Origin of the sequence: Rubrivivax soli (assembly GCF_049810355.1) — a bacterium.
Taxonomy (GTDB): Bacteria; Pseudomonadota; Gammaproteobacteria; order Burkholderiales; family Burkholderiaceae_C; genus Rubrivivax.
This window is the reverse complement of record NZ_CP187368.1, coordinates 5,323,756-5,343,379: the sequence shown is the minus strand read 5'-3', so window position 1 is coordinate 5,343,379 and position 19,624 is coordinate 5,323,756. Positions and strand designations below refer to the sequence as shown.

The following is a 19,624-nucleotide window of genomic DNA, read 5'->3' as shown; positions in this document are numbered from 1 at the left end:
TTGGCTTAGCATGAGTTTGACGTTCACACTGCAGACGCCCGGCCATGACCCTCGTGCAGCTCCGCCACCTGATCTCGCTGGCCCAGACAGGCTCGTTCAGCCAGTCGGCCGCAGCGCTGTTCCTGACCCAGCCGGCGCTCAGCCGCAGCATCCGCGCGCTCGAGGACGAACTGGGCCAGCCGCTGTTCGACCGGCTCGGGCGCCGCAGCGAGCTCACCCCCTTCGGGCGTGAGGCCGCCCAGCGCGCACGCGAGCTCGTGCTGGCCGCCGACGACCTGCGCGACGCCGGTCGCCAGGCCGGCGAGGCGCAGGAAGGCGTGCTGCGCGTCGGCATGGGCTCGGGCCCGGGCGCGATGCTGATGACGCCGCTGCTGCTGAAGATGGCACAGGAGCGGCCCCGCCTGCGCGTGGACATCGCGCGTGCCGCCACCGAGCTGCTGGTGCAGGCGCTGCGCGAGCGCGTGCTCGACGCCCTGGTGGTGGACGCGCGCTCGCTGCGCCCGGCGTCCGACCTGCAGGTGCAGTCGCTGCACGACATGCGCGGCGCCTTCCTGGTGCGCCGCGGGCATCCGCTGGCGAAGCGGCGCGGCGGCCCGGCCTTCGACGACCTGCTGCGCTACCCCATCGCGTCCACCCCGCTGTCGGACGAAGTCGCGCGCATCCTGGTCGAACGCTACGGGCCGCGCGCGCATCCGGATGCGTGCGTGACGCTGCGCTGCGAAGAGCTGCCGAGCCTGGTCGAGACGGCGCGGCAGAGCGACACGGTGCTGCTGGCGATCCGCGCGGCGGCGCCGGACCTGGTCGAGCTGCGGATGCAGCCGGCGCTGGAAGCCTCGGCGCGCTTCGCGCTCGTCACGCTGCGCCGGCGCACGGCGCCACCGGGGCTGGCCGTCGTGCGGCAGCTGATGGGGCAGCTGCTGACCGACCGCCCCGCCTGACCAGCCCGGCCGGTCTGCATCGCAGCGCTTCTGTTGCGCTGGATCAAGGCGCAGGCGGATGCACCGGCGCCCGGCCTCAACCTGCGCCGCGCGGCGCCGAAGCACCCGCAGTGCGGCGACCTGCCGCGGCTTCCGGGCCGACGGCCCGACAGGACAACAACCCATGAACTGGATCCACCGCCTGAACATCGCCAGCCGGGTGGCGCTCGGCTTCGGCCTGCTGCTGCTGATGGCGGCCGTGCTGGCGACCCTGGCGCTGCTGGCGCTGCAGCGCAGCGGCGGCGCCGTCGATCGCATCGTGCACGGCGAGTGGGTCAAGGCCAGCGCCGCCGCCGCCATCGACGCAACGACCCGCGCCAACGCGCGCCGCACGATGGAGCTCTTCTTCGCCGACGGTGCTGGCGCGACGCAGGTGCGCGAACACATCGCCGCCAACCGCCGCACCATCGACGAGGCCCTGGCCACGCTCGACCGCCTCGTGGTGCTGCCCGAGGGCCAGGCCCTGCTGGCGCGGGTGAAGCAAGCGCGTGCGGGCTACGTGGCCTCGTTCAGCGAGGTCGACCGGCAGCTCCAGGCCGGCCAGCGCGAGACGGCCCAGGCGACCCTGCTGCGCAGCACGCTGCCGGCGCTGGACGCGCTGCAGGCGCAGGTGCAGGCCCTGTCGCGCTTCCAGGCCCGGCTGGCCACGGACACCGGCGCGCAGGTCATGGCCGACATCGACGGCACGGTGGCCTGGCTCGGCGCGCTGGGCGCGGCCATGCTGGCCGTGGCGGTGCTGATGGGATGGTGGCTGGCGCGGGCCATCGCCCGGCCCATCGAGCAGGCGGTCGCGGTGGCCGAGCGCGTGGCGGCCGGCGCGCTGGGCCACCGCATCGAGACCCGGCAGGGCGGCGAACCCGGGCGACTGATGCAGGCCCTGGCACGCATGGACCACAGCCTGGTGCAGGTGGTGGGCCGCGTCCGCGCGGCCAGCGACAGCATCGCCACGGGCTCGACGCAGATCGCCACCGGCACTTCCGACCTCTCGCAGCGCACCGAGGAGCAGGCGGCCAACCTGCAGCAGACGGCCGCGTCGATGGAGCAGCTGGCCGGCACCGTGCGCAACAGCGCCGACGCCGCCCGCGCCGCCAGCCGGCTGGCATCGCAGACGCGCGACGACGCGGTCCGCGGCGGCGCGCTGATGCAGACCGTCAACGACACCATGCAGCGCATCAGCGACGCCAGCCGGCGCATCGGCGAGATCAACACCGTCATCGACGGCATCGCCTTCCAGACGAACATCCTGGCGCTCAACGCCGCCGTCGAGGCGGCCCGGGCCGGCGAGCACGGACGCGGCTTCGCGGTGGTCGCGGCCGAGGTGCGGGCCCTGGCGCAGCGCAGCGCCGAGGCCGCCAGGTCGATCAAGAACCTGGTGGCCGACAGCATGGGCAGCGTCGACGAAGGCCAGGCCAGCGTCGCCCAGGCGGTGCGCCAGATCGATGGCATCGTGGCCCAGGTGCGCAGCGTCAGCGAGACGGTGGCGCAGATCAGCGGTGCCGCCGACGAGCAGACCCGCGGCATCGAGCAGGTCAACCAGGCCGTGGCGCAGCTGGACCAGGTGACGCAGCAGAACGCCGCCCTGGTGGAGGAAAGCGCCGCCGCGTCCGGCAGCCTGCGCCACCAGGCCGCGCAGATGGTCGAGGCGGTGGGCGCCTTCCGCATCGGCACGGCCTGAGCGCGCGGCAGGGTCGGCGGAGGCGGGCCATCGGATGCAGATCTCCAGCAGTTGACCCGTACTTGAAGCGGTAATCGGAGGTCTTCTGAGTCCGAATGCCACCTTGCACTCGCTCTGCATCTGTTTTTCCTATCATGCAGCGATGCATGACCAGCCACCCGACTTCAAGGGCAACAAGCGCGCCCTGCCCAGCAAGCCTTGCGTGGCCTGCGGCCGGCCGATGACCTGGCGCAAGCGCTGGGCACGCAGCTGGAACGAGGTCAGGCACTGCTCCGACGCCTGCCGCAAGGCGGGCGCTGCGGCGCGCACGGCATGAAACCCGTGCGCACCCTGGTCGTCGTGCTCGGCGACCAGCTCGACCTGGACGCCGCGGCCTTCGACGGCTTCGACCCCGCGCAGGACGCGGTGTGGATGGCCGAGGCGGCCGAGGAGTCCACCCACGTCTGGTCCGGCAAGCAGCGCATCGCGCTGTTCCTGTCGGCCATGCGCCACTTCGCCGAGGCGCTGCGCGCCGCCGGCCGGCCGCTGCACTACACGCGCCTCGAAGACGCCGCGCACGACAGCCTGGCCGCTGCGCTGCAGGCCGCGCTGGCCAAGCTGGCGCCGCAGCGCGTGGTGATGACGGCGCCCGGCGACTGGCGCGTGTGGCAGGGGCTGAAGGCCGTGGTCGAGGCCGCCGGGCTGGCGCTGGAGATCGCCGAGGACCGCCACTTCTACACCACCGTGCGCGAGTTCGCGGCCCACGCGAAGGGGCGCAAGCAGCTGCGGCTGGAGTACTTCTACCGCGCACTGCGCCAGCGCCATGGCGTGCTGATGCAGGATGGCCAGCCGGTCGGCGGGCAGTGGAACTTCGACGCCGACAACCGCGAGGCCTTCGGCCCGCAGGGCCCGGGCCCGCTGCCCGCGCGCGCCACGTTCGCGCCCGATGCCACCACGCGCGAGGTCATCGCGCTCGTCGACACCCGCTACGCGCAGCACCCGGGCACGCTCGACAGCTTCGCCTGGCCCGTGACGCGTGCGCAGGCGCTGCAGGCCTTGCAGCAGTTCATCGCCGAACGGCTGCCGCTGTTCGGCCGCTTCGAGGACGCGCTGTGGCCGGGCGAGCCCTGGCTGTACCACTCGCAGCTGTCGGCAGCGCTCAACCTCAAGCTGCTGAACGCGCGCGAGGTGGTGCAGGCGGCCGAGGCGGCCTACCACGCGGGGCACGTGCCGCTGGCCAGTGCCGAGGGCTTCATCCGCCAGATCCTGGGCTGGCGCGAGTACGTGCGCGGCATCTACTGGACGCAGATGCCGGGCTACCTCGACCGCAACGCACTCGGCGCGCAGCAGGCGCTGCCGGGCTGGTTCTGGACCGGCGACACCGACATGGCCTGCCTGCGCGACGCCATCACGCAGACGCTGGAGCACGGCTACGCGCACCACATCCAGCGCCTGATGGTGACGGGCCTGTTCACGCTGCTGCTGGGCGTGCAGCCGCAGCAGGTGCACGCGTGGTACCTCGCGGTGTACGTGGACGCGGTGGAGTGGGTGGAGCTGCCCAACACGCTGGGCATGAGCCAGTACGGCGACGGCGGCCTGATGGCCAGCAAGCCCTACGTGGCCACCGGCAAGTACATCCAGCGCATGGGCGGCCCGTGCGCCGGCTGCCGCTACGACCCGGCGCTGCGCGAAGGCGCGCGCGCCTGCCCCTACACCACGCTGTACTGGGACTTCCTGATGCGCCACGAGGCCCTGCTGGCGGGCAACGCACGCATGGCGCTGCAGGTGAAGAACGTGGCGCGCCTGACCGATGCGCAGCGCCAGGCCGTGGTGCAGCGCGCCGACGCCATCCGCCGCGGCGAGGTCGGCACGGCGGCCTGACCACCGCACGCCGCGCTCCGCCTTTCCCCTTCCCTTCCTGTCGAACCGAGCCTTCCCATGCACACGCCTGCTCCCACCCCGCACATCGCCCTCGTCACCGGCGCCCGCGGCGGCATCGGCCGCGCCGTCGTCGCGCAGTTGCGCGCCAGCGGCCACCGCGTCGCCGCCGTCGGCCGCGACGCCGACACCCTGGCCGCGGTGGAGGCCGACGCCCACATCGCCGCCGACACCACCACGCCCGAAGGCGCTGCCGCGGCCGTGGCCGGCTGCCTGGCGCAGCTGGGCGGCGCGCCGGCGCTGCTGGCGCACTGCGTGGGCAGCACGCTGATCGCGCCGCTGCACCGCAGCACGCCGGCGCAGATCCGCGAGGTGCTGCGCGTCAACCTCGACAGTGCGCTGTTCATGCTGCAGGCCTGGGTGGAAGCCCTGCGCGCGGGCGGGCAGCGCGGCAGCGCGGTGCTCACCTCCAGCGTGGTGGCGCGCATCGGCGTGGCCAACCACGAGGCCATCGCCGCGGCCAAGGGCGGCATCGAGGCCCTGGCGCGCAGCGCCGCGGCCACCTACGCGCCGCTGGGCCTGCGCATCAACGTCGTGGCACCGGGCATGACCGAGACGCCCATGACCGCCGCGATGCTGCGCGCCGACGTCATGCGCGAAGGCGCGGGCAAGCAGTACCCGCTGGGCGGCGTGCAGACCGCCGAGCAGGTGGCCGACACGGTGGCCTGGCTGCTGTCGGACGCCGCGGCACGCATCACGGGTCAGGTCATCGCGGTCGACGGCGGCTTCACCACGGTGCGGCCGCTGGTGCGCTGAGGCTGCTGCGTGCGGCGGCTGCGGGGTCCGTCGGCATGGCGACTCTCATACACATGAGGGTATGCGTTTCCCGCCTACACTGCAGGCCTGTCCCGTTCCCTCGATGCCGCCGATGCCCGCCCGTTCCCTGCTGCCCGCCGCCGCCCGCGCCGCCCTGCTGGGCGCCACCGTCCTGCTGGCGGCCTGCGGCGACACCCAGGCATCGGCCGATGCCGTGAGCCTGGAGGTGGCCCGCGCCGAGCTGGAGTCGGGCCGCGCGGTGCTGATCGACATCCGCGAGCCCGAAGAGCACGCCACGGGCGTGGCGCCCGGCGCGCAGCTGCTGCCGATGCGGCAACTGAGCCGGCGGCTGGCCGAGGTCCCGGTCGACCCGGCGCAGCCGGTGCTGCTGATCTGCAACACGCAGAACCGCTCCAGCGCCACATTGCGCGCGCTGCGCGAGCGCGGTTACGGCCATGTGCGCTACGTCGACGGCGGCATGCGTGAATGGGCCCGCCGCGGCTGGCCGATGGTGCCCCCGGGCCAGCCCGCCCGGAAGCCCGGGACCTGACCCGGTGGACCGCACCCGGCCTGCACCGCACGCGCGATGCTGACCCTGCCCCTGGGCCCGCTGGCACTGCCCACGGCGCCCCTGCTGGTGCTGATGGCCGCGCTGCTGGCCAGCTGGCTGGCAGACCGGCTGACACCGCCCGCACCGGCGCCGTCGCCACCACCCGCGGCGCCCACACGACCACGCGCAGCCGGCTCGGTGGTGGTGCAAGCCGTGCTGGCAGGCCTGGTGGCGGCTCGGCTGGCGCACCTGCTGCTGTACCTCGACGCCTACCGCGCCGAACCCTGGAGCAGCATCGACCTGCGCGACGGCGGATGGCACGCCGCCACCGGCATCGCGACCGGCCTGGGCTGGCTGGCCTGGCAGGCGCTGCGGCGGGCGCCGTGGCGCCGCGCGCTGGCCACGGGCGCGGGCGCCGGCATGGTCCTGTGGGCGGCGGGCACGTGGACGCTGACGGCGCTGGCGCCGCCGTCGCTGCCCGGGGCCACGCTGGTCGACCTGCGCACCGGGCAGCCGGTGCCGCTGCACGCGGTGGCCGGCGGGCGGCCGGTGGTCGTCAACCTCTGGGCCACCTGGTGTGCACCCTGCCGGCAGGAGATGCCGGTGCTGGCCGCGGCCCAGGCCCGGCACCCCGAGGTGGTGTTCGTGTTCGCGAACCAGGGCGAGTCGGCCGCGACCGTGCAGCGCTACCTCGACGCCGAAGGGCTGCGGCTGACCCACGTGCTGCTGGACCCGGGCTCCAGCCTCGGGCCGGCCCTGGGCTCGCGCGGGCTGCCCACCACCGTGCTGTTCGACCGCGACGGGCGGCGCACCGACGCGCACCTGGGCGCGCTCAACGGCGCTGCGCTGGCCGCGAAACTGCAGGCCGTGCTGCCGCGCTGAGCTGCGGCGCGACCAGGCGGCCGGTGCGGGCGGCGGTATCCTGCACCGGCCCCCACCCGACCCGATGCCGCCATGACCGCGACCACTTCCCCCGCCGATCCGGCCGCCCAGGCAGCACTGGCCGGCCTGTTCGCGCCGACCGGCGTGCTGCGCGCCGCCATCAACCTGGGCAACCCGATCCTGGCGCACACCGACCCCGCCACGGGCGCGCCCGGCGGCGTGTCGGTGGACCTGGCGCGGGCCTGCGCCCGCCAGCTGGGCCTGGCGCTCGAACTGTGCGTCTTCACGACGGCAGGGCAGTCGGTCGACGCGGTCACGCAGGAGCAGGCCGACATCGGCTTCTTCGCCGTCGACCCGGTGCGCGGGGCCGGCATCGGCTTCACCGCGCCGTACGTGCTGATCGAAGGCAGCTACCTGGTGCATGGCAGCTCGCCGCTGCAGGCCAACGACGAGGTCGACCGGCCGGGCACGCGCGTCGTGGTCGGCGCGGGCAGCGCCTACGACCTGCACCTCACGCGCGCGCTGCAGCACGCCAGCATCGTGCGCGCGCCCAGCTCGCCGGCGGTGACCGACATGTTCGTCGCCGGCGGGTACGAGGTCGCGGCCGGCGTCCGGCAGCAGCTGGAAGCCGACCTGCAGCGCCACCCCGGGCACCGCCTGCTGCCCGGCTGCTTCATGGTGATCCAGCAGGCGATGGGCCTGCCCAAGGGCCGCGGCGAGGACGCCCGCGCCCACCTGGCGCGCTTCGTCGAGGAGATGAAGGCGACCGGCTTCGTGCACGACGCGCTGCGGCGGCACGGCATCGCCGGCGCATCGGTCGCGCCGGCGGCCTGAGCGGCACCCGGGCCCGGGGCCGGTCAGTCGTCGTCGTCGCCGTCGTGCCGCCCGTCGGGCGCCGACTGCGCCCAGCCCGTGGCCGGCACCAGCCCGCGCGGCGACGCCTGCCAAGACCACGCGAAAAACGCCACCACCGCCAGCAACAGCAGCGCCGCCAGCCAGGCATGGTTGCGCTGCACCAGGTCCGGGCCCGCGCCGTCCACATGGCCGGTCAGCATGGGCAGTGCCTGGTTCTTGCGCCGCAGCACGCTGAGCGCGGCGATCAGCCCCACGTGCAGCAGCACGGCGGCCAGCATGGCGTTGGCGACGAACTCGTGCAGCTCTTCCAGCCAGTCGCCGCCGAGCACACCGCCCGACGCATCGCCCCAGTCGTTGTAGGTGCCGTAGCCGCTGATCACCAGCGGCACCGCCAGCAGCAGCAGCACCACCACCGCCGTGGCCATCAGCAGGTTCTGGCCCTGCCGCCAGGGCACGCCTTGCACGGTGCCGCCCCGGAATGCGCCGGCCGCAGAGCGCAGCCAGGCGGCGGCGCCCGCCAGCTTGCGCAGCAGCGGGCCCAGGCGGGCGTGGCGCGGGCCGAGCAGCCCGTACAGCACGCGGAACACCAGCAGCCCCGCGAGCGTGTAGCCCAGCGTGACGTGCAGCGCGCGCCAGCGTTCGCCCTCGGCCGTGAGGTAGGCGCCCAGGAAGCTCAAGGCGAACAGCCAGTGGAACATGCGCGTGGGCGCGTCGACGACGCGGCGGCGCGCCTGTGGCGGCCGGGCCGGCGTGGCGCGCCCGGGCGCGAGCGCGGCAGTGGGGGTGGTGGTCGTGGGTTGCATCGTGGGTCTTTCGTGATCGGGTGGGGTCAGTCCAGCCAGGCGCGGCGCTGGCTGGCCGGCAGGCCCGCGGGCACGCGCAAGGCGTCGTCGTCGAAGCGGCCGCGCTCGGCGTCGGTGTGGCAGGCCGCGCACTGGGCGGCGCTGCGCACGCTGGCCAGCTGCCAGACCGCGGGGTCGATCTGGCGGTGCTTGCGCGCGAACCACGCCGACCGCGTGATGCGGTCCTGTGGCGGTTCCTCGGCCACGCGCTTGTAGGTGCCGGCGTTGGCTTGCAGCCAGGCGTCGATCGGCTGCCGGGTGGCGGCATCGAGCGAAGCGTCGCTGCCGTAATGCCGCTCGAGCCCGCCCATCAAGCGCTGCCACGACCGTGCCGGCAGCAGGCCGGGCGGATAGGCCATGTGGCACGACGCACACTCCTGCGTGTAGGCAGCGGGCACGGGCTGCGGCATCGCACGCCCGCTGTCGGCCAGGGTCGCAGCCGGCAGGGCAGCCAGGAAGGCGATCGACAGCAGCGTCGGAAGCACGTTGCGCGCCGCGAGACGGGGGTTGCGCGGCGTGCTCATCGCTGCAGCCCCGTCAGCCAAGCCAGCACGTCGGCCTTCTCGCCGGGGCTGCACGCGCGCTGCAGCACGTCGTTGCAGTTGCGGCGGAACCACTTGTCGACCTTCGCGGTGTCGGTGAACGCCTGCGGGTTCGCCGCCGGCGCAAGCGGGTCGATCGCCTTGCCGGTGCCGGCGTGCTTGCCCGTGCCGACCGGCGGGTTGCCGTGGCACGAGGAGCACGACCACTCGCCGCCGTGGCGGCTGGTGAAGAACAGGCGGCCCCGCTCGGCCTGGCCCGGCGTGCCGGCCTCGGTGGCAAAGCGCTGCAGCTGCCGGGCCGGCGTGGTGTCTGCGGCGTGCGCGGCGTGCAGCGGCAGCAGGCAGGCTGCGGCGGCCAGGATGGCGGCGCTGACGGCGCCGTGGGGGTGGGTCATGGAAGCTCCTGGTGCGGGATGGGATGCATTCTTGGAAGCCGACCCTGAACCCGGCGTGAAGCGCGCGTTCATCGGCCGTTCAGATCCGCAGGCCGACAATCGCTGCATGACGCCGATCCACACCCTGCCCCCGTGGCGCCACCGGCTGCCTGCCCTGCTGCTGTGCGCGCTGGCTGCCGCGGTGCCGGGCCCGGCGGCACAGGCCAGCGACCGCCACGACCACGAACGCGCCCGCGCCGCCGTGCAGGCCGGCGACGTGCTGCCGCTGGCGGTGCTGCTGGAACGCCTGCAGCGCACGCACCCCGGGCAGGTGCTGGAGCTGGAGCTGGAACGCGACGACGATGCGCCGACCTCCGGCGCGCGCTGGATCTACGAGATCAAGCTGCTGCAGGCCAGCGGCCAGCTGCTGAAGCTGGAGGTCGACGCGGCCACCGGCCGGGTGCTGGAGGCACGGCGCAAGCGCGCCGACCGGCACGGCCCGGCGCAGGGCGCCCCGCGATGAACCGGGGCACACGCACGGTGCCCGCATGAAGCTGCTGCTGGTCGAGGACGACCCCACGCTGCGCGCGCTGCTGCGCACCGGCCTGGTCGACGCCGGCCATGCCGTGGACGAGGCCGACAACGGCGGCGACGCGCAGCACCTGGGCCTGCACGACAGCTACGACGCGGTGATCCTCGACCTGGGGCTGCCGCAGCGCGACGGCCTGAGCGTGCTGCAGCACTGGCGCGCCGCCGGGCGGACGATGCCGGTGCTGATCCTCACTGCACGCGACAGCTGGCACGAGAAGGTGACCGGCATCGACGCCGGCGCCGACGACTACCTGACCAAGCCCTTCCACATCGAAGAACTGCTGGCGCGCGTGCGGGCCCTGATCCGGCGCGCGCAGGGCCTGGCCTCGCCGCTGCTGCAGCACGGCCCGCTGGCACTGGACACGCGCAGCGGCCGCGTCACCTGCGGCGGGCAGCCGGTCGCCCTGACGAGCCACGAATTCCGGGTGCTGGCCTACCTGATGCACCGGCCGGGCACGGTGGTGTCGCGCACCGCACTGACCGAGCACCTGTACGCCCAGGACTTCGACCGCGACTCCAACACCATCGAGGTCTTCGTCGGGCGGCTGCGCCGCAAGCTGCCGCCCGACACCATCGAGACGGTGCGCGGCATGGGCTACCGCCTGTCGGACCCGCGCTGACCGCCATGGCCGGCGCGCACGGACAGCGATCGCTGCGATTCCGGCTGCTGGCGGCCACGCTGCTGGCCGTGCTGGTGGCGCTGGCGCTGGCGGGCCTGCTGCTGTCGGGGCTGTTCCGCGACCACGTGATGCGCCAGTTCGGCCGCACGCTCACGGACCAGCTCGACCAGGTCACGGCGCGGCTGGAGTTCGACGACGCCGGCCAGCCACAGCTGGGCGGCGCGCAGCTCAGCGACCCGCGCTGGTCGCGGCCCTACTCGGGCCTGTACTGGCAGATCGACCGCACCGGCGCCAACCCCTCGGCGGCCGTGCTGCGGTCCAGGTCGCTGTGGGACACCACGCTGCAGCCCCCGGCCGACACGCCCGGCCCGGGCGACGTGCACGTGCACGAAGTGACCGGCCCGCAGGGCGCGGCGCTGCTGCTGGTGGAGCGCACCGTGCAGCCCCCCGGCCCGACGGCAGCGGCCTGGCGCCTGATGGTCGCGGCCGACCTGGGCGAGACGGCGCTGGCCATCCAGCGCTTCACGGGCCTGCTCGCGGCCGCGCTGGGCGCGCTGCTGCTGCTGCTGGGCGCGGCCGCCGTGGCGCAGGTGGCCGTGGGGCTGGCGCCACTGCGCGCGCTGCAGCGCGCGCTCGCGGCCGTGCAGGCCGGCCGCGCGCAGCGCATCGACACGCGCTTTCCGGCGGAGGTGCAGCCGCTGGTGGACGACTTCAACCGCGTGCTCGACCACAACGCGGCCATCGTCGAGCGCGCGCGCACGCAGGCCGGCAACCTGGCCCATGCGGTCAAGACACCGCTGGCGGCACTGGCGCAGGCGGCGGCGGCCGCGCAGCGCCACCCGGCCGACGCTGCCGCCCTGGCGGCCCGGGTGCAGGACCAGGTGGGCTTGGCGCGGCGCCATGTCGACTGGCACCTGGCGCGCGCGCGCGCAGCCGCGGCCCATGGCCTGCCCGGCGTGCGCGCGGCCGTCGCGCCGGCGCTGGCCGGGCTGGTGCGGGTGCTGGAGCGTGTGCATGCCGAGCGCGGCGTGCGCATCGACTGTGCGGCCATCGCCGACGACCTGCAGTTCGCGGGCGAAGTGCAGGACCTGCAGGAAGTGGCCGGCAACCTGATCGACAACGCCTGCAAGTGGGCGCGCAGCGCCGTGCGGGTGCAGGCCTGGGGCGCCGACACGCCCGCGGGCCGGCGCCTGCACCTCGTGGTCGAGGACGACGGCCCGGGCATCGCGCCCGAGCGCCGCGCCGCCGTGATGGCGCGCGGCGCGCGCCTGGACGAGTCGGTGCCGGGCAGCGGCCTGGGGCTGGCGATCGTGTCGGAACTGGCCGGGCTCTACGGCGGCAGCGTCACGCTGGGCGCGGCCGCCTCGGGCGGCCTGCGGGTCGAGGTGGAGCTGCCGGGCGCGCCGTCCGGGACTTGACGCCCGACTGCGCGGACCGCCCTCAGCCGCGGCGCGCCGCCTCGATCGCGGCGATGTCGATCCGGCCCATCGTCATCATGGCCTCGAATGCCCGCTTCGCGGCCGCCGGATCGGGGTCGTTGATCGCGTCGACCAGCGCGCGCGGCGTGATCTGCCACGACAGGCCCCAGCGGTCCTTGCACCAGCCGCAGGCGCTCGGCTGGCCGCCGTGGTCGACGATGGCGTGCCACAGGCGGTCGGTCTCCGCCTGGTCGTCGGTGGCCACCTGGAACGAGAACGCCTCGCTGTGCCGGAAGGCCGGCCCGCCGTTGAGCCCGAGGCACGGCAGGCCCATGACCGTGAACTCGACGGTCAGCACGTCGCCCTGCCGGCCCGATGGAAAGTCGCCGGGCGCACGGTGGACCGCGCCCACGGCGCTGTCGGGGAAGGTCCTGGCGTAGAAGTTCGCGGCATCGAGGGCGTCGCCGTCGAACCACAGGCAGATCGTGTTCTTGCGCATCATGTGCGGGCTCCGGAACGGGGTTGCAGTGCCCACACGACGAACCGGCGGCCACGCCATCGACACGGTCGACCGGTCGCGCCAGCGGCGCGCCGGCCGGATACCCCCCTAAGTAAATGGGTCGTGGCCGCCGATGGGCCGATGCGGCATTGATTTCAAGCAAACGACCTGCGCGTCCGGCGGTCGACAGTGACCTTCGCCATCAGATGTCCATGGCGTCGCTGAGGTACTTCGGGCCACCGGTGCCCGGGGACCAGCCGCGCATCGCAGCACTGGTGTCGACACGACGCACCTCACTGGAGACAACGCAATGACCATGAAGACACAGGACCGCACCCCGCAGGCGGGCAGCAGCCGACGCTGGAGCAGCAGGCTGCTGGCGGTGGCCGTCCTCGCGCTGGCCGGCTCGGCGCATGCCGGCAAGATCACTTCGGTCCCGTCCGCCACCGGCGCGCCGGGCTTCGGCGGCTGGAACCTCGGCAACGTCCAGGTGCTGCTGAACGGCACCGGCAGTTGGTTCGACCCGATGACGGGGGCGTACGCGTTCGCTCCGGGGTCCGACTTCACCTACCGGGCCAACGTCTTCGATCGCACCGGCACGATGACCGGCATCGCGCTGGCCAAGGACTGGCCGGTGGGCGAGCCCGCTGGCATCAAGATCGTCAACGACGATCCGGGCGCGAAGCAGGGCAAGCCGGCCAACTGCATCCTGGCGACGTCCTATCTCAAGGACCACTACCTCGATGCGGCGGACCCGAGGCAGGTGGTCTGCAGCAGCCCGTTCCAGACCCACAAGCGCTTCAAGGTGGCGATGCTGCCCTCCACGGTCGACGGCCAGGGCAGCGAGAGCGTCGACCTGGTCTTCAACGTCGAGCCCGAGGCGGGCGAGCGCACGTACGAGATCTTCCAGAAGATCAACAACTGGACAGGCAGGCGCCTGGCCGGCTTCAAGGTCGAGGTCGGTTTCGGTGTCGGCGACGCCTTCCAGCGCGCCGGAGCGGCCGGTGTGCCGCTGGCGCAGCTGAACATCGCGGTGCCGTCGGACCTGTGGAGCCCGACCCAGCTGGCCACGTTCTCGGCCGGCCTGTTCGGCCCCGTCGACAAGCACACCGGCGAGATCGGGTTCTTCGACCCCGACACGCGCGCCGGCTTCTACATCGACGAATACGTGGCCGGCGCGCAGCCGCTGACCGACACGCTGACGGCCACCCGGCCGCTGCCCAGCGACTACGGCAACGTGCCGGCCGGCGGCGGCGCGGCCGCCTACCAGTTCGGACCCTGGCTGCCCAACAGCATGCTGCCCACGGGCATCTTCTTCGACGACGACGGCAATCCGTCCACCGACGCGGCGCTGGTGGCCTGGTACGGCTACAACCCGGCCAGGGGCGGCCTGGGGTGGATGCGCGGGGCGCAGGGTGGGTTCGCCGAGATTCCCGCCACCGAGATCCAGGCCATGGGCGCCAACCTGGCCTACACGTCGGACGTGATCGACGACCTGGTCAACGTCGGACTCAACTACGTGGTCCGCATCGGCGACGTGTCGACGTTCCCGGGATCGAACGGGAAGACCTTCACGATCCGCGTGACGCCGACGGCCGACACGTCCGGAACGCCGCCACCGGTCTTCGTCGGGGCCCTGCCCAGCCCTCTGCTGCTGTACCCGAGCTCCGACGCCACCGTCGAGCTCGCCCCGCAGCCCACGTTCACGGTCGGCAGCCTGCTGACGGCCCGTGTCGGCGACAGGGACCTGAACACGAATCCGGCGGTCGAGGAGACGGTGGCGGTGCAGATCGCCACCAGCACCGGCCTGAAGGGCAGCCTGACGCTGGTCGAACAAGGTCCCAACCGCGGCGTGTTCGCGGCCGTGCTGCCCGACGCGTTCAGCAACGTGGCGGCCGGCACCGTCGTGACCATGTCGTACGCCGACGCCTCCGCGGGGGTCGCCAGGACGTCCAGCACGACGGCCAAGAACGCGACGGTGCCGATCCTGTCGAAGGTGACGCTCACGAACCTGCTGGTGCCGGCCACCGTGGTCGACGGCATGTCGAGAACCTTGCTGCTGACCATCGCCAACGACAAGACGGCCCAGGCGACCGCCAGCGGCGAGGTGCTGCTGACCGGCACCGACGGCAGGGAGTTCCGCGGCACCTTCACGAACCTGGCCGTGGGCAAGCGGCAGCTGTTCAGCTTCCGCTGGACCGCCCGGCTTGCCGACCCGGCCACGCCTGCCACGGTGGAATGGCGGGCGAGTGTCAAAGTCGACGGGCAGAAGGTCGACGGCATCGACGCCGGATACACGACGCAGGTGCTGGTCAAGCGCAGGAAGAGCGCCGAGTAGCGCCGAGTAGCGCGGAGTCGCAGCGCGTCTGGCGGGCCCGGTCGCGCGCAGCCCGCGCTAGGGCCGCACCACGTGCCGCGCCAGCTTGAGAAAGCGGGCGCGGTCCGCGCTGCCCAGCGGCTGCAGGATCTCGTCCTGCAGCGCACGCACGATGGGCAGCAGGGCCGCGCGCACGCGCGCGCCCTCGGCGGTGAGCGACAGTTCGCGCGCCCGCCGGTCGCGCTCGCTCACGACGCGGCGGATCCAGCCCTTCTGCTCCAGCCGTTCGATGACGCCGCCGATGGTGGCGCGGTCGACCGCGATGGTCTCCGCGACCCGTGCCTGGTCCGTGGCGGCGTGCGCGTGGATGGCATCGAGCGCCGCGAACTGCACGGGCGTGAGGTCGTAGCCGGCCTCCTGGGTCCTCTGAACGAAGACCTGGGTGGAGTGCTGATGCAGGCGGCGGATCAGGTGGCCGGCCATGTCGAGCGATTCCATCACTGCGCTCCGCAAGGAAGTGGGTTCAGCACGTGCAGCTTCGCGAGCCGCCTGGTTAGTAAGTATACATATCGTCTTGACGACAATTGATATGCATAGATATCATTTGCCTGTGCAGTGGCAGGTCGTCCGCGGCGCGCTTCACCCCAAGGAGACCGGCGATGCAGTTCTACAAGGATGGCTTCCGGGGCGGCAGCCCCGACGTCAGGCAGGCCGCGCCCCACCGGCGCAACCGCGGCGTCAACGAACCGCTGCCCGACGCGGTGGACGTGCTGATCGCCGGCACCGGGCCGGCAGGCCTGTGCCTGGCCGCGCAGCTGGCGCAGTTCCCCGACATCGAGACCATGATCGTCGAACGCATGCCCTGCAACATCGTCAAGGGCAAGGCCGACGGCATCAACACGCGCACCATGGAGATGCTGCAGGCTTTCGGCATCGCCGAGAAGGTCAAGCGCGAGACCTGCTGGGTCAACCAGACCGCCTTCTGGATGCCCGACCCGGCCAACCCGCAGCACATCCGTCGCGTCGGGCGCGTGCAGGACGTGGCCGACGACAGCTCGGAGATGCCGCACATCCTGATCAACCAGGCGCGGCTGCACGAGCTGTTCCTGGAAGCGATGAAGAACGCGCCCGCGCGCCTGGAACCCGACTACAGCTGGGAGGTCGTCGGGCTGACGATCGACCCCGCCACCGACGACCACCCGGTGACGGTGACGCTGAAGGACGCCAGCGGCGTGCACTGGTGGGCCACACGCACCGTGCGCGCGAACTACGTGGTCGGCTGCGACGGTGCGCACTCGGCCGTGCGCCGCGCCATCGGCGGCGAGCTGCATGGCGACGCCGCGCACCAGGCCTGGGGCGTGATGGACATCCTGGCCAACACCGACTTCCCCGACGTGCGGCAGAAGTGCCTGGTCTCGTCGGCCAGCGAAGGTAACGTGCTGATCCTGCCGCGCGAAGGCGGCTACCTGTTCCGCATGTACGTGGAGCTGGACAAGCTGCGCCCCGACGAGCGCGCCGCCAGTCGCAAGTTCACGCAGGACGACATGATCGCGGCGGCCAACCGCATCCTGCGGCCCTACACCATCGACGTGAAGGAGGTGGTCTGGTGGTCGATCTACGACATCGGCCACGCCATCACCGACCGCTTCGACGACGTGCCCGCGGGCAGCGACCGCAACCCCCGCGTCTTCACCGCGGGCGACGCCTGCCACACGCATTCGCCCAAGGCCGGCCAGGGCATGAACGTGTCGATGCAGGACACCTTCAACCTCGGCTGGAAGCTGGTGCACGTGCTGCAGGGCCGGGCCGACGCCAGCCTGCTGGGCAGCTATTCCCGCGAACGCCTGGCCGAAGCCCGCCGCCTGGTGGAGACCGACCACCAGTGGTCACGCATCATGTCGGCGCCCACCACGCAGGCCGAGCGCGACGGCCTGGAGGAGCCGCGCATCATCCGCCAGTTCAAGCAGAACCTGGCGTTCACCGGCGGCACGGCGGTGCAGTACGGCACCTCCGCGCTCGTCGGCCCCGCCACGCACCAGGCCCTGGCCCAGGGGCTGGAGATCGGACGCCGCTTCCACTCCGCGCCGGTGGTGCGGCTGTCCGACGTGCAGCGGATGCAGCTCGGGCACGCGGCCGAAGCCGATGCGCGCTGGCGCCTGTACGCCTTCGCCGGTCGGGGCGACAGCGGCGCGCCGGGCTCGCCGCTGCGCCGCTTGGCCGACTGGCTGGAACAGCACCCCGACTCGCCCGTGCGGCGGCACACGCGGCCGGGCGAGGACATCGACGCGGTGATCGACGTGCGCGCCGTGTTCCAGCAGACCTTCGACCAGCTGGCCGGCGAGCACATGCCGTCACTGCTGAAGCCGAAAACCGGCAGGCTCGGGCTGCAGGACCACGAGAAGGTCTTCTGCGTCGACCACAAGGGCGCCGGCGACATCTTCGACATGCGCGGCATCCGGCGTGACAGCGGTTGCGTGGTCGTGGTGCGGCCCGACCAGTACGTCGCCCACGTGCTGCCGCTCGACGCGCACGCGGAGCTGTCGCGGTTCTTCGCCGGCGTGCTGCGGTAGGCGGCAGGCCGCGGGCGCCCGCCTGCCGGGTGGCCAGACCAGACGGGGGCCGCTGAAGCCGGCCGCACGGCAGATGCGGGCAGGCGCGCGGCGGGCCAACCTTGCGGGCACCCCCACCTGCTAGGCCTCCGCGCAATGCACACCTCCGCCCCGCCGACCATGCGCGCCGCCGTGCTCGCCACGCCCCACGGCCCCTTCGTCTGCCGCCAGGTGCCTCGGCCGCAGCCGGCGCCCGGCCAGTTGCTGGTCCGCATCCACGCCAGCGGCGTGAACCCGCTCGACACCAAGATCCGCGCCGGCGCAGCGCCGCACGCCCGGCAGCCGCTACCGGCCGTGCTGGGCCTGGACCTGGCCGGCACCGTCGAGGCGGTGGCCGGCGGCGTGACCGGCTTCGCGCCGGGCGACGCGGTGTACGGCTGCACCGGCGGTGTCGGCGGCCTGCAGGGCAGCCTGGCCGAGTTCGCCACCGTCGATGCAGCACTGGTCGCGCACCAGCCCGCGACGCTGGACATGCACGCGGCGGCAGCGCTGCCGCTGGCCTTCATCACCGCGTGGGAAGGGCTGGTCGACCGCGCGCGGGTCGCCAGTGGCCACCAGGTGCTGGTGCAGGGCGGCGCGGGCGGCGTCGGCCACATCGCCATCCAGCTCGCCCGCGCTCGCGGCGCCACTGTGTATGCCACCTGCACGGCGGCACAGGCCGACGACGTGCGTGTGCTGGGTGCCACACCCATCGACCACCGCAGCACGCCGGTGGCCGACTACGTGGCGCAGCACACTGGCGGCGCAGGCTTCGACATCGTCTTCGACACGGTCGGCGGCGCGGTGCTCGACGCGTCGTTCCTGGCCGTGCGACGCACCAGCGGCCACGTGGTGACCGCGCTGGGCTGGGGCACCCACGACCTGGCGCCGCTGTCGTTCCGCGGCGCCACCTACTCGGGCGTGTTCACGCTGCTGCCGCTGCTGACGGGCCAGGGCCGCGCACACCACGGCGAGATCCTGCGGGCCGCCACCCGCCTGGCCGACGCCGGCCTGTTGCGGCCGCGCCTGGACCCCGGCCGGCACACGCTGGAGACGGTGGCGCAGGCCCACGCGCTGGTCACGGACCGCAAGGCGCGCGGCAAGGTCGTGGTCGACGTGCGGGGCTGAGCCTGCGGCGCATCACCGGCCGGCGCGGTCCGTGCGTGGCGGCCGCGCATCGCGGCGCACCGCCTGCGGCGTGGTGCCGAAGCCGCGCACGAAGGCCTCGCGCATGTGGCGCCGGTCGCGGAAGCCGGTGTCCCGGGCGATGGTCTCCAGCGGCTGCCGCCCTTGTTCGATCAGCAGCCGGGCCGCCTCCAGCCGCAGCCCCTCGACGGCCTTGGCCGGCGACGTACCCGTCTCCTGGGTGAACACGCGGCTGAACTGCCGCGGGCTCAGGTGCACGGCCTCGGCCAGCGCCTGCACCGACAGGTCCTGCCCCAGGTGTTGCCGTGCGTACTGCAGCGCCTTCTGCACCCGGTCCGAGGTGGGTGCCAGCGCCAGCAGTTCCGAATGCTGCGACTGCCCGCCTGATCGCCGCTGGTGCATCACGAGCTTGTGCGCCACCGAACGCGCCACCTCGGGCCCCAGATCCTGCTCGACCATCGCCAATGCCAGGTCCAGGCCGGCCGTCATGCCGGCCGAGGTCCAGACCGGGCCATCGACGACGTGGATGCGGTCGTCGTCGACGCGCACCTCGGGGTGCAGGCGCCGCAGGTCCTGCGCGAAGGCCCAGTGTGTCGTGGCACGCCGGCCATCCAGCAAGCCGGCCTGGGCCAGCACGAAAGCCCCGGTGCAGATGCCGGCGACCCGGCGCGCGCGGGGCCCGGCGCGGCGCAGGAAGTGCAGCACGGCAGCTGTCGCGGGCACGGCCACGGGGTCGTTGACCCCGGCGACGATCCAGGTCTGCGCCACGCAGCGCGCGTGCAGGGCCCGCGCGCCCACCGACAGCCCCAGCGACGAACGCACTTCGCCGCCCGACTCGGCGTAGTTCTCCAGCACGTAGAAGTCCTGCTGCGCCGCGCGGTTGGCGAACTCGAAGACGGTCTGCGTGGCCAGGGCCATGACCTGGAACCCCGGGGCCAGCACGTAGCCGACGCGGTGCATGCGATGCTCCTTGCGCCGCAACCGGCGCCATGACTGAAAAGCTGACTGTATGCGGCATTTACGCCATGCGCACCGGTGCCTACGATGCCTGCATCGATCCTCGATCCACCCAACA

20 protein-coding genes are annotated in these 19,624 nt (G+C 73.3%); 14 read left to right on the top strand and 6 right to left on the bottom strand.

The features are described 5' to 3' along the window. Positions 1 to 44 precede the first annotated feature (44 nt). The 8 genes from ACPOLB_RS24695 (at position 45) to ACPOLB_RS24660 (ending at position 7,591) form a co-directional block, all read left to right on the top strand. Entirely contained in the window at positions 45 to 938 is an 894-nt protein-coding gene (locus ACPOLB_RS24695) for a LysR family transcriptional regulator (RefSeq protein WP_425258708.1), read from the top strand. A gap of 163 nt (positions 939 to 1,101) precedes the next feature. Beyond that, a complete protein-coding gene (locus ACPOLB_RS24690) occupies positions 1,102 to 2,652 on the top strand; it encodes a methyl-accepting chemotaxis protein (RefSeq protein WP_425258707.1) in 1,551 nt (516 codons plus the stop codon). Positions 2,653 to 2,794: 142 nt separating this feature from the next. Beyond that, positions 2,795 to 2,968 (top strand): DUF2256 domain-containing protein, encoded by a 174-nt coding sequence (locus tag ACPOLB_RS24685; protein WP_425258706.1) that lies wholly within the window; start codon positions 2,795 to 2,797, stop codon positions 2,966 to 2,968. Further along, a complete protein-coding gene (locus ACPOLB_RS24680; protein WP_425258705.1) occupies positions 2,965 to 4,512 on the top strand; it encodes a cryptochrome/photolyase family protein in 1,548 nt (515 codons plus the stop codon). Before ACPOLB_RS24685 ends, ACPOLB_RS24680 begins: the two co-directional genes overlap by 4 nt. A 57-nt stretch (positions 4,513 to 4,569) precedes the next feature. Next, positions 4,570 to 5,325 carry an SDR family NAD(P)-dependent oxidoreductase gene (locus ACPOLB_RS24675; protein WP_425258704.1) on the top strand — a complete coding sequence of 252 codons (756 nt, stop codon included), beginning with the start codon at positions 4,570 to 4,572 and terminating at the stop codon, positions 5,323 to 5,325. Between the two features lie 112 nt (positions 5,326 to 5,437). After that, entirely contained in the window at positions 5,438 to 5,875 is a 438-nt protein-coding gene (locus tag ACPOLB_RS24670; protein WP_425258703.1) for a rhodanese-like domain-containing protein, read from the top strand. Positions 5,876 to 5,911: 36 nt separating this feature from the next. Then, the gene (locus ACPOLB_RS24665) at positions 5,912 to 6,757 is read left to right on the top strand and encodes a redoxin family protein (RefSeq protein ID WP_425258702.1); all 846 of its coding nucleotides are present in this window, start codon (positions 5,912 to 5,914) and stop codon (positions 6,755 to 6,757) included. Positions 6,758 to 6,829: 72 nt separating this feature from the next. After that, positions 6,830 to 7,591 carry an ABC transporter substrate-binding protein gene (locus tag ACPOLB_RS24660; RefSeq protein ID WP_425258701.1) on the top strand — a complete coding sequence of 254 codons (762 nt, stop codon included), beginning with the start codon at positions 6,830 to 6,832 and terminating at the stop codon, positions 7,589 to 7,591. Positions 7,592 to 7,614: 23 nt separating this feature from the next. On the opposite strand, the gene ACPOLB_RS24655 is transcribed toward ACPOLB_RS24660, so the two are convergent. Genes ACPOLB_RS24655 through ACPOLB_RS24645 form a run of 3 tightly spaced genes read right to left on the bottom strand, consistent with a single transcriptional unit; the run spans position 7,615 to position 9,391 of the window. Further along, positions 7,615 to 8,415: a cytochrome b/b6 domain-containing protein gene (locus tag ACPOLB_RS24655; protein WP_425258700.1), complete on the bottom strand. Its 801-nt coding sequence runs from the start codon at positions 8,413 to 8,415 to the stop codon at positions 7,615 to 7,617. A gap of 26 nt (positions 8,416 to 8,441) precedes the next feature. Further along, the gene (locus ACPOLB_RS24650) at positions 8,442 to 8,978 is read right to left on the bottom strand and encodes a diheme cytochrome c (RefSeq protein WP_425258699.1); all 537 of its coding nucleotides are present in this window, start codon (positions 8,976 to 8,978) and stop codon (positions 8,442 to 8,444) included. Beyond that, positions 8,975 to 9,391 carry a DUF1924 domain-containing protein gene (locus ACPOLB_RS24645; RefSeq protein WP_425258698.1) on the bottom strand — a complete coding sequence of 139 codons (417 nt, stop codon included), beginning with the start codon at positions 9,389 to 9,391 and terminating at the stop codon, positions 8,975 to 8,977. Before ACPOLB_RS24645 ends, ACPOLB_RS24650 begins: the two co-directional genes overlap by 4 nt. A 106-nt stretch (positions 9,392 to 9,497) precedes the next feature. On the opposite strand from ACPOLB_RS24645, the gene ACPOLB_RS24640 reads away from it, so the two are divergent. From ACPOLB_RS24640 to ACPOLB_RS24630, 3 genes are read left to right on the top strand one after another with little or no spacing between them, the layout of a single operon-like run. Continuing rightward, entirely contained in the window at positions 9,498 to 9,893 is a 396-nt protein-coding gene (locus ACPOLB_RS24640; RefSeq protein ID WP_425258697.1) for a PepSY domain-containing protein, read from the top strand. A 25-nt stretch (positions 9,894 to 9,918) separates the two neighbouring features. After that, positions 9,919 to 10,581 carry a response regulator gene (locus ACPOLB_RS24635; RefSeq protein ID WP_425258696.1) on the top strand — a complete coding sequence of 221 codons (663 nt, stop codon included), beginning with the start codon at positions 9,919 to 9,921 and terminating at the stop codon, positions 10,579 to 10,581. A gap of 5 nt (positions 10,582 to 10,586) precedes the next feature. After that, positions 10,587 to 11,999, top strand: coding sequence for an ATP-binding protein (locus ACPOLB_RS24630; RefSeq protein ID WP_425258695.1), 1,413 nt, complete (start codon positions 10,587 to 10,589; stop codon positions 11,997 to 11,999). A 22-nt stretch (positions 12,000 to 12,021) separates the two neighbouring features. Here ACPOLB_RS24630 and ACPOLB_RS24625 read toward each other — a convergent pair whose 3' ends face one another. Beyond that, on the bottom strand, positions 12,022 to 12,501 hold the full coding sequence (locus tag ACPOLB_RS24625; RefSeq protein ID WP_425258693.1) for a VOC family protein: 480 nt from the start codon (positions 12,499 to 12,501) through the stop codon (positions 12,022 to 12,024). A 307-nt stretch (positions 12,502 to 12,808) separates the two neighbouring features. Between ACPOLB_RS24625 and ACPOLB_RS24620 the strand changes: the two genes are divergently transcribed. Beyond that, positions 12,809 to 14,836, top strand: coding sequence for a choice-of-anchor F family protein (locus ACPOLB_RS24620; RefSeq protein WP_425258691.1), 2,028 nt, complete (start codon positions 12,809 to 12,811; stop codon positions 14,834 to 14,836). Positions 14,837 to 14,893: 57 nt separating this feature from the next. Here the strand turns inward: ACPOLB_RS24620 and ACPOLB_RS24615 are convergent, their stop codons facing one another. Continuing rightward, a complete protein-coding gene (locus ACPOLB_RS24615; RefSeq protein WP_425258690.1) occupies positions 14,894 to 15,313 on the bottom strand; it encodes a MarR family winged helix-turn-helix transcriptional regulator in 420 nt (139 codons plus the stop codon). Between the two features lie 161 nt (positions 15,314 to 15,474). On the opposite strand from ACPOLB_RS24615, the gene ACPOLB_RS24610 reads away from it, so the two are divergent. Both ACPOLB_RS24610 and ACPOLB_RS24605 read left to right on the top strand, forming a co-directional pair. After that, positions 15,475 to 17,385: an FAD-dependent monooxygenase gene (locus ACPOLB_RS24610; RefSeq protein ID WP_425258689.1), complete on the top strand. Its 1,911-nt coding sequence runs from the start codon at positions 15,475 to 15,477 to the stop codon at positions 17,383 to 17,385. A gap of 135 nt (positions 17,386 to 17,520) precedes the next feature. Beyond that, on the top strand, positions 17,521 to 18,531 hold the full coding sequence (locus tag ACPOLB_RS24605) for a zinc-dependent alcohol dehydrogenase family protein (protein ID WP_425258688.1): 1,011 nt from the start codon (positions 17,521 to 17,523) through the stop codon (positions 18,529 to 18,531). A 12-nt stretch (positions 18,532 to 18,543) separates the two neighbouring features. Here the strand turns inward: ACPOLB_RS24605 and ACPOLB_RS24600 are convergent, their stop codons facing one another. After that, a complete protein-coding gene (locus tag ACPOLB_RS24600; protein ID WP_425258686.1) occupies positions 18,544 to 19,509 on the bottom strand; it encodes a GlxA family transcriptional regulator in 966 nt (321 codons plus the stop codon). Positions 19,510 to 19,624 lie beyond the last annotated feature (115 nt).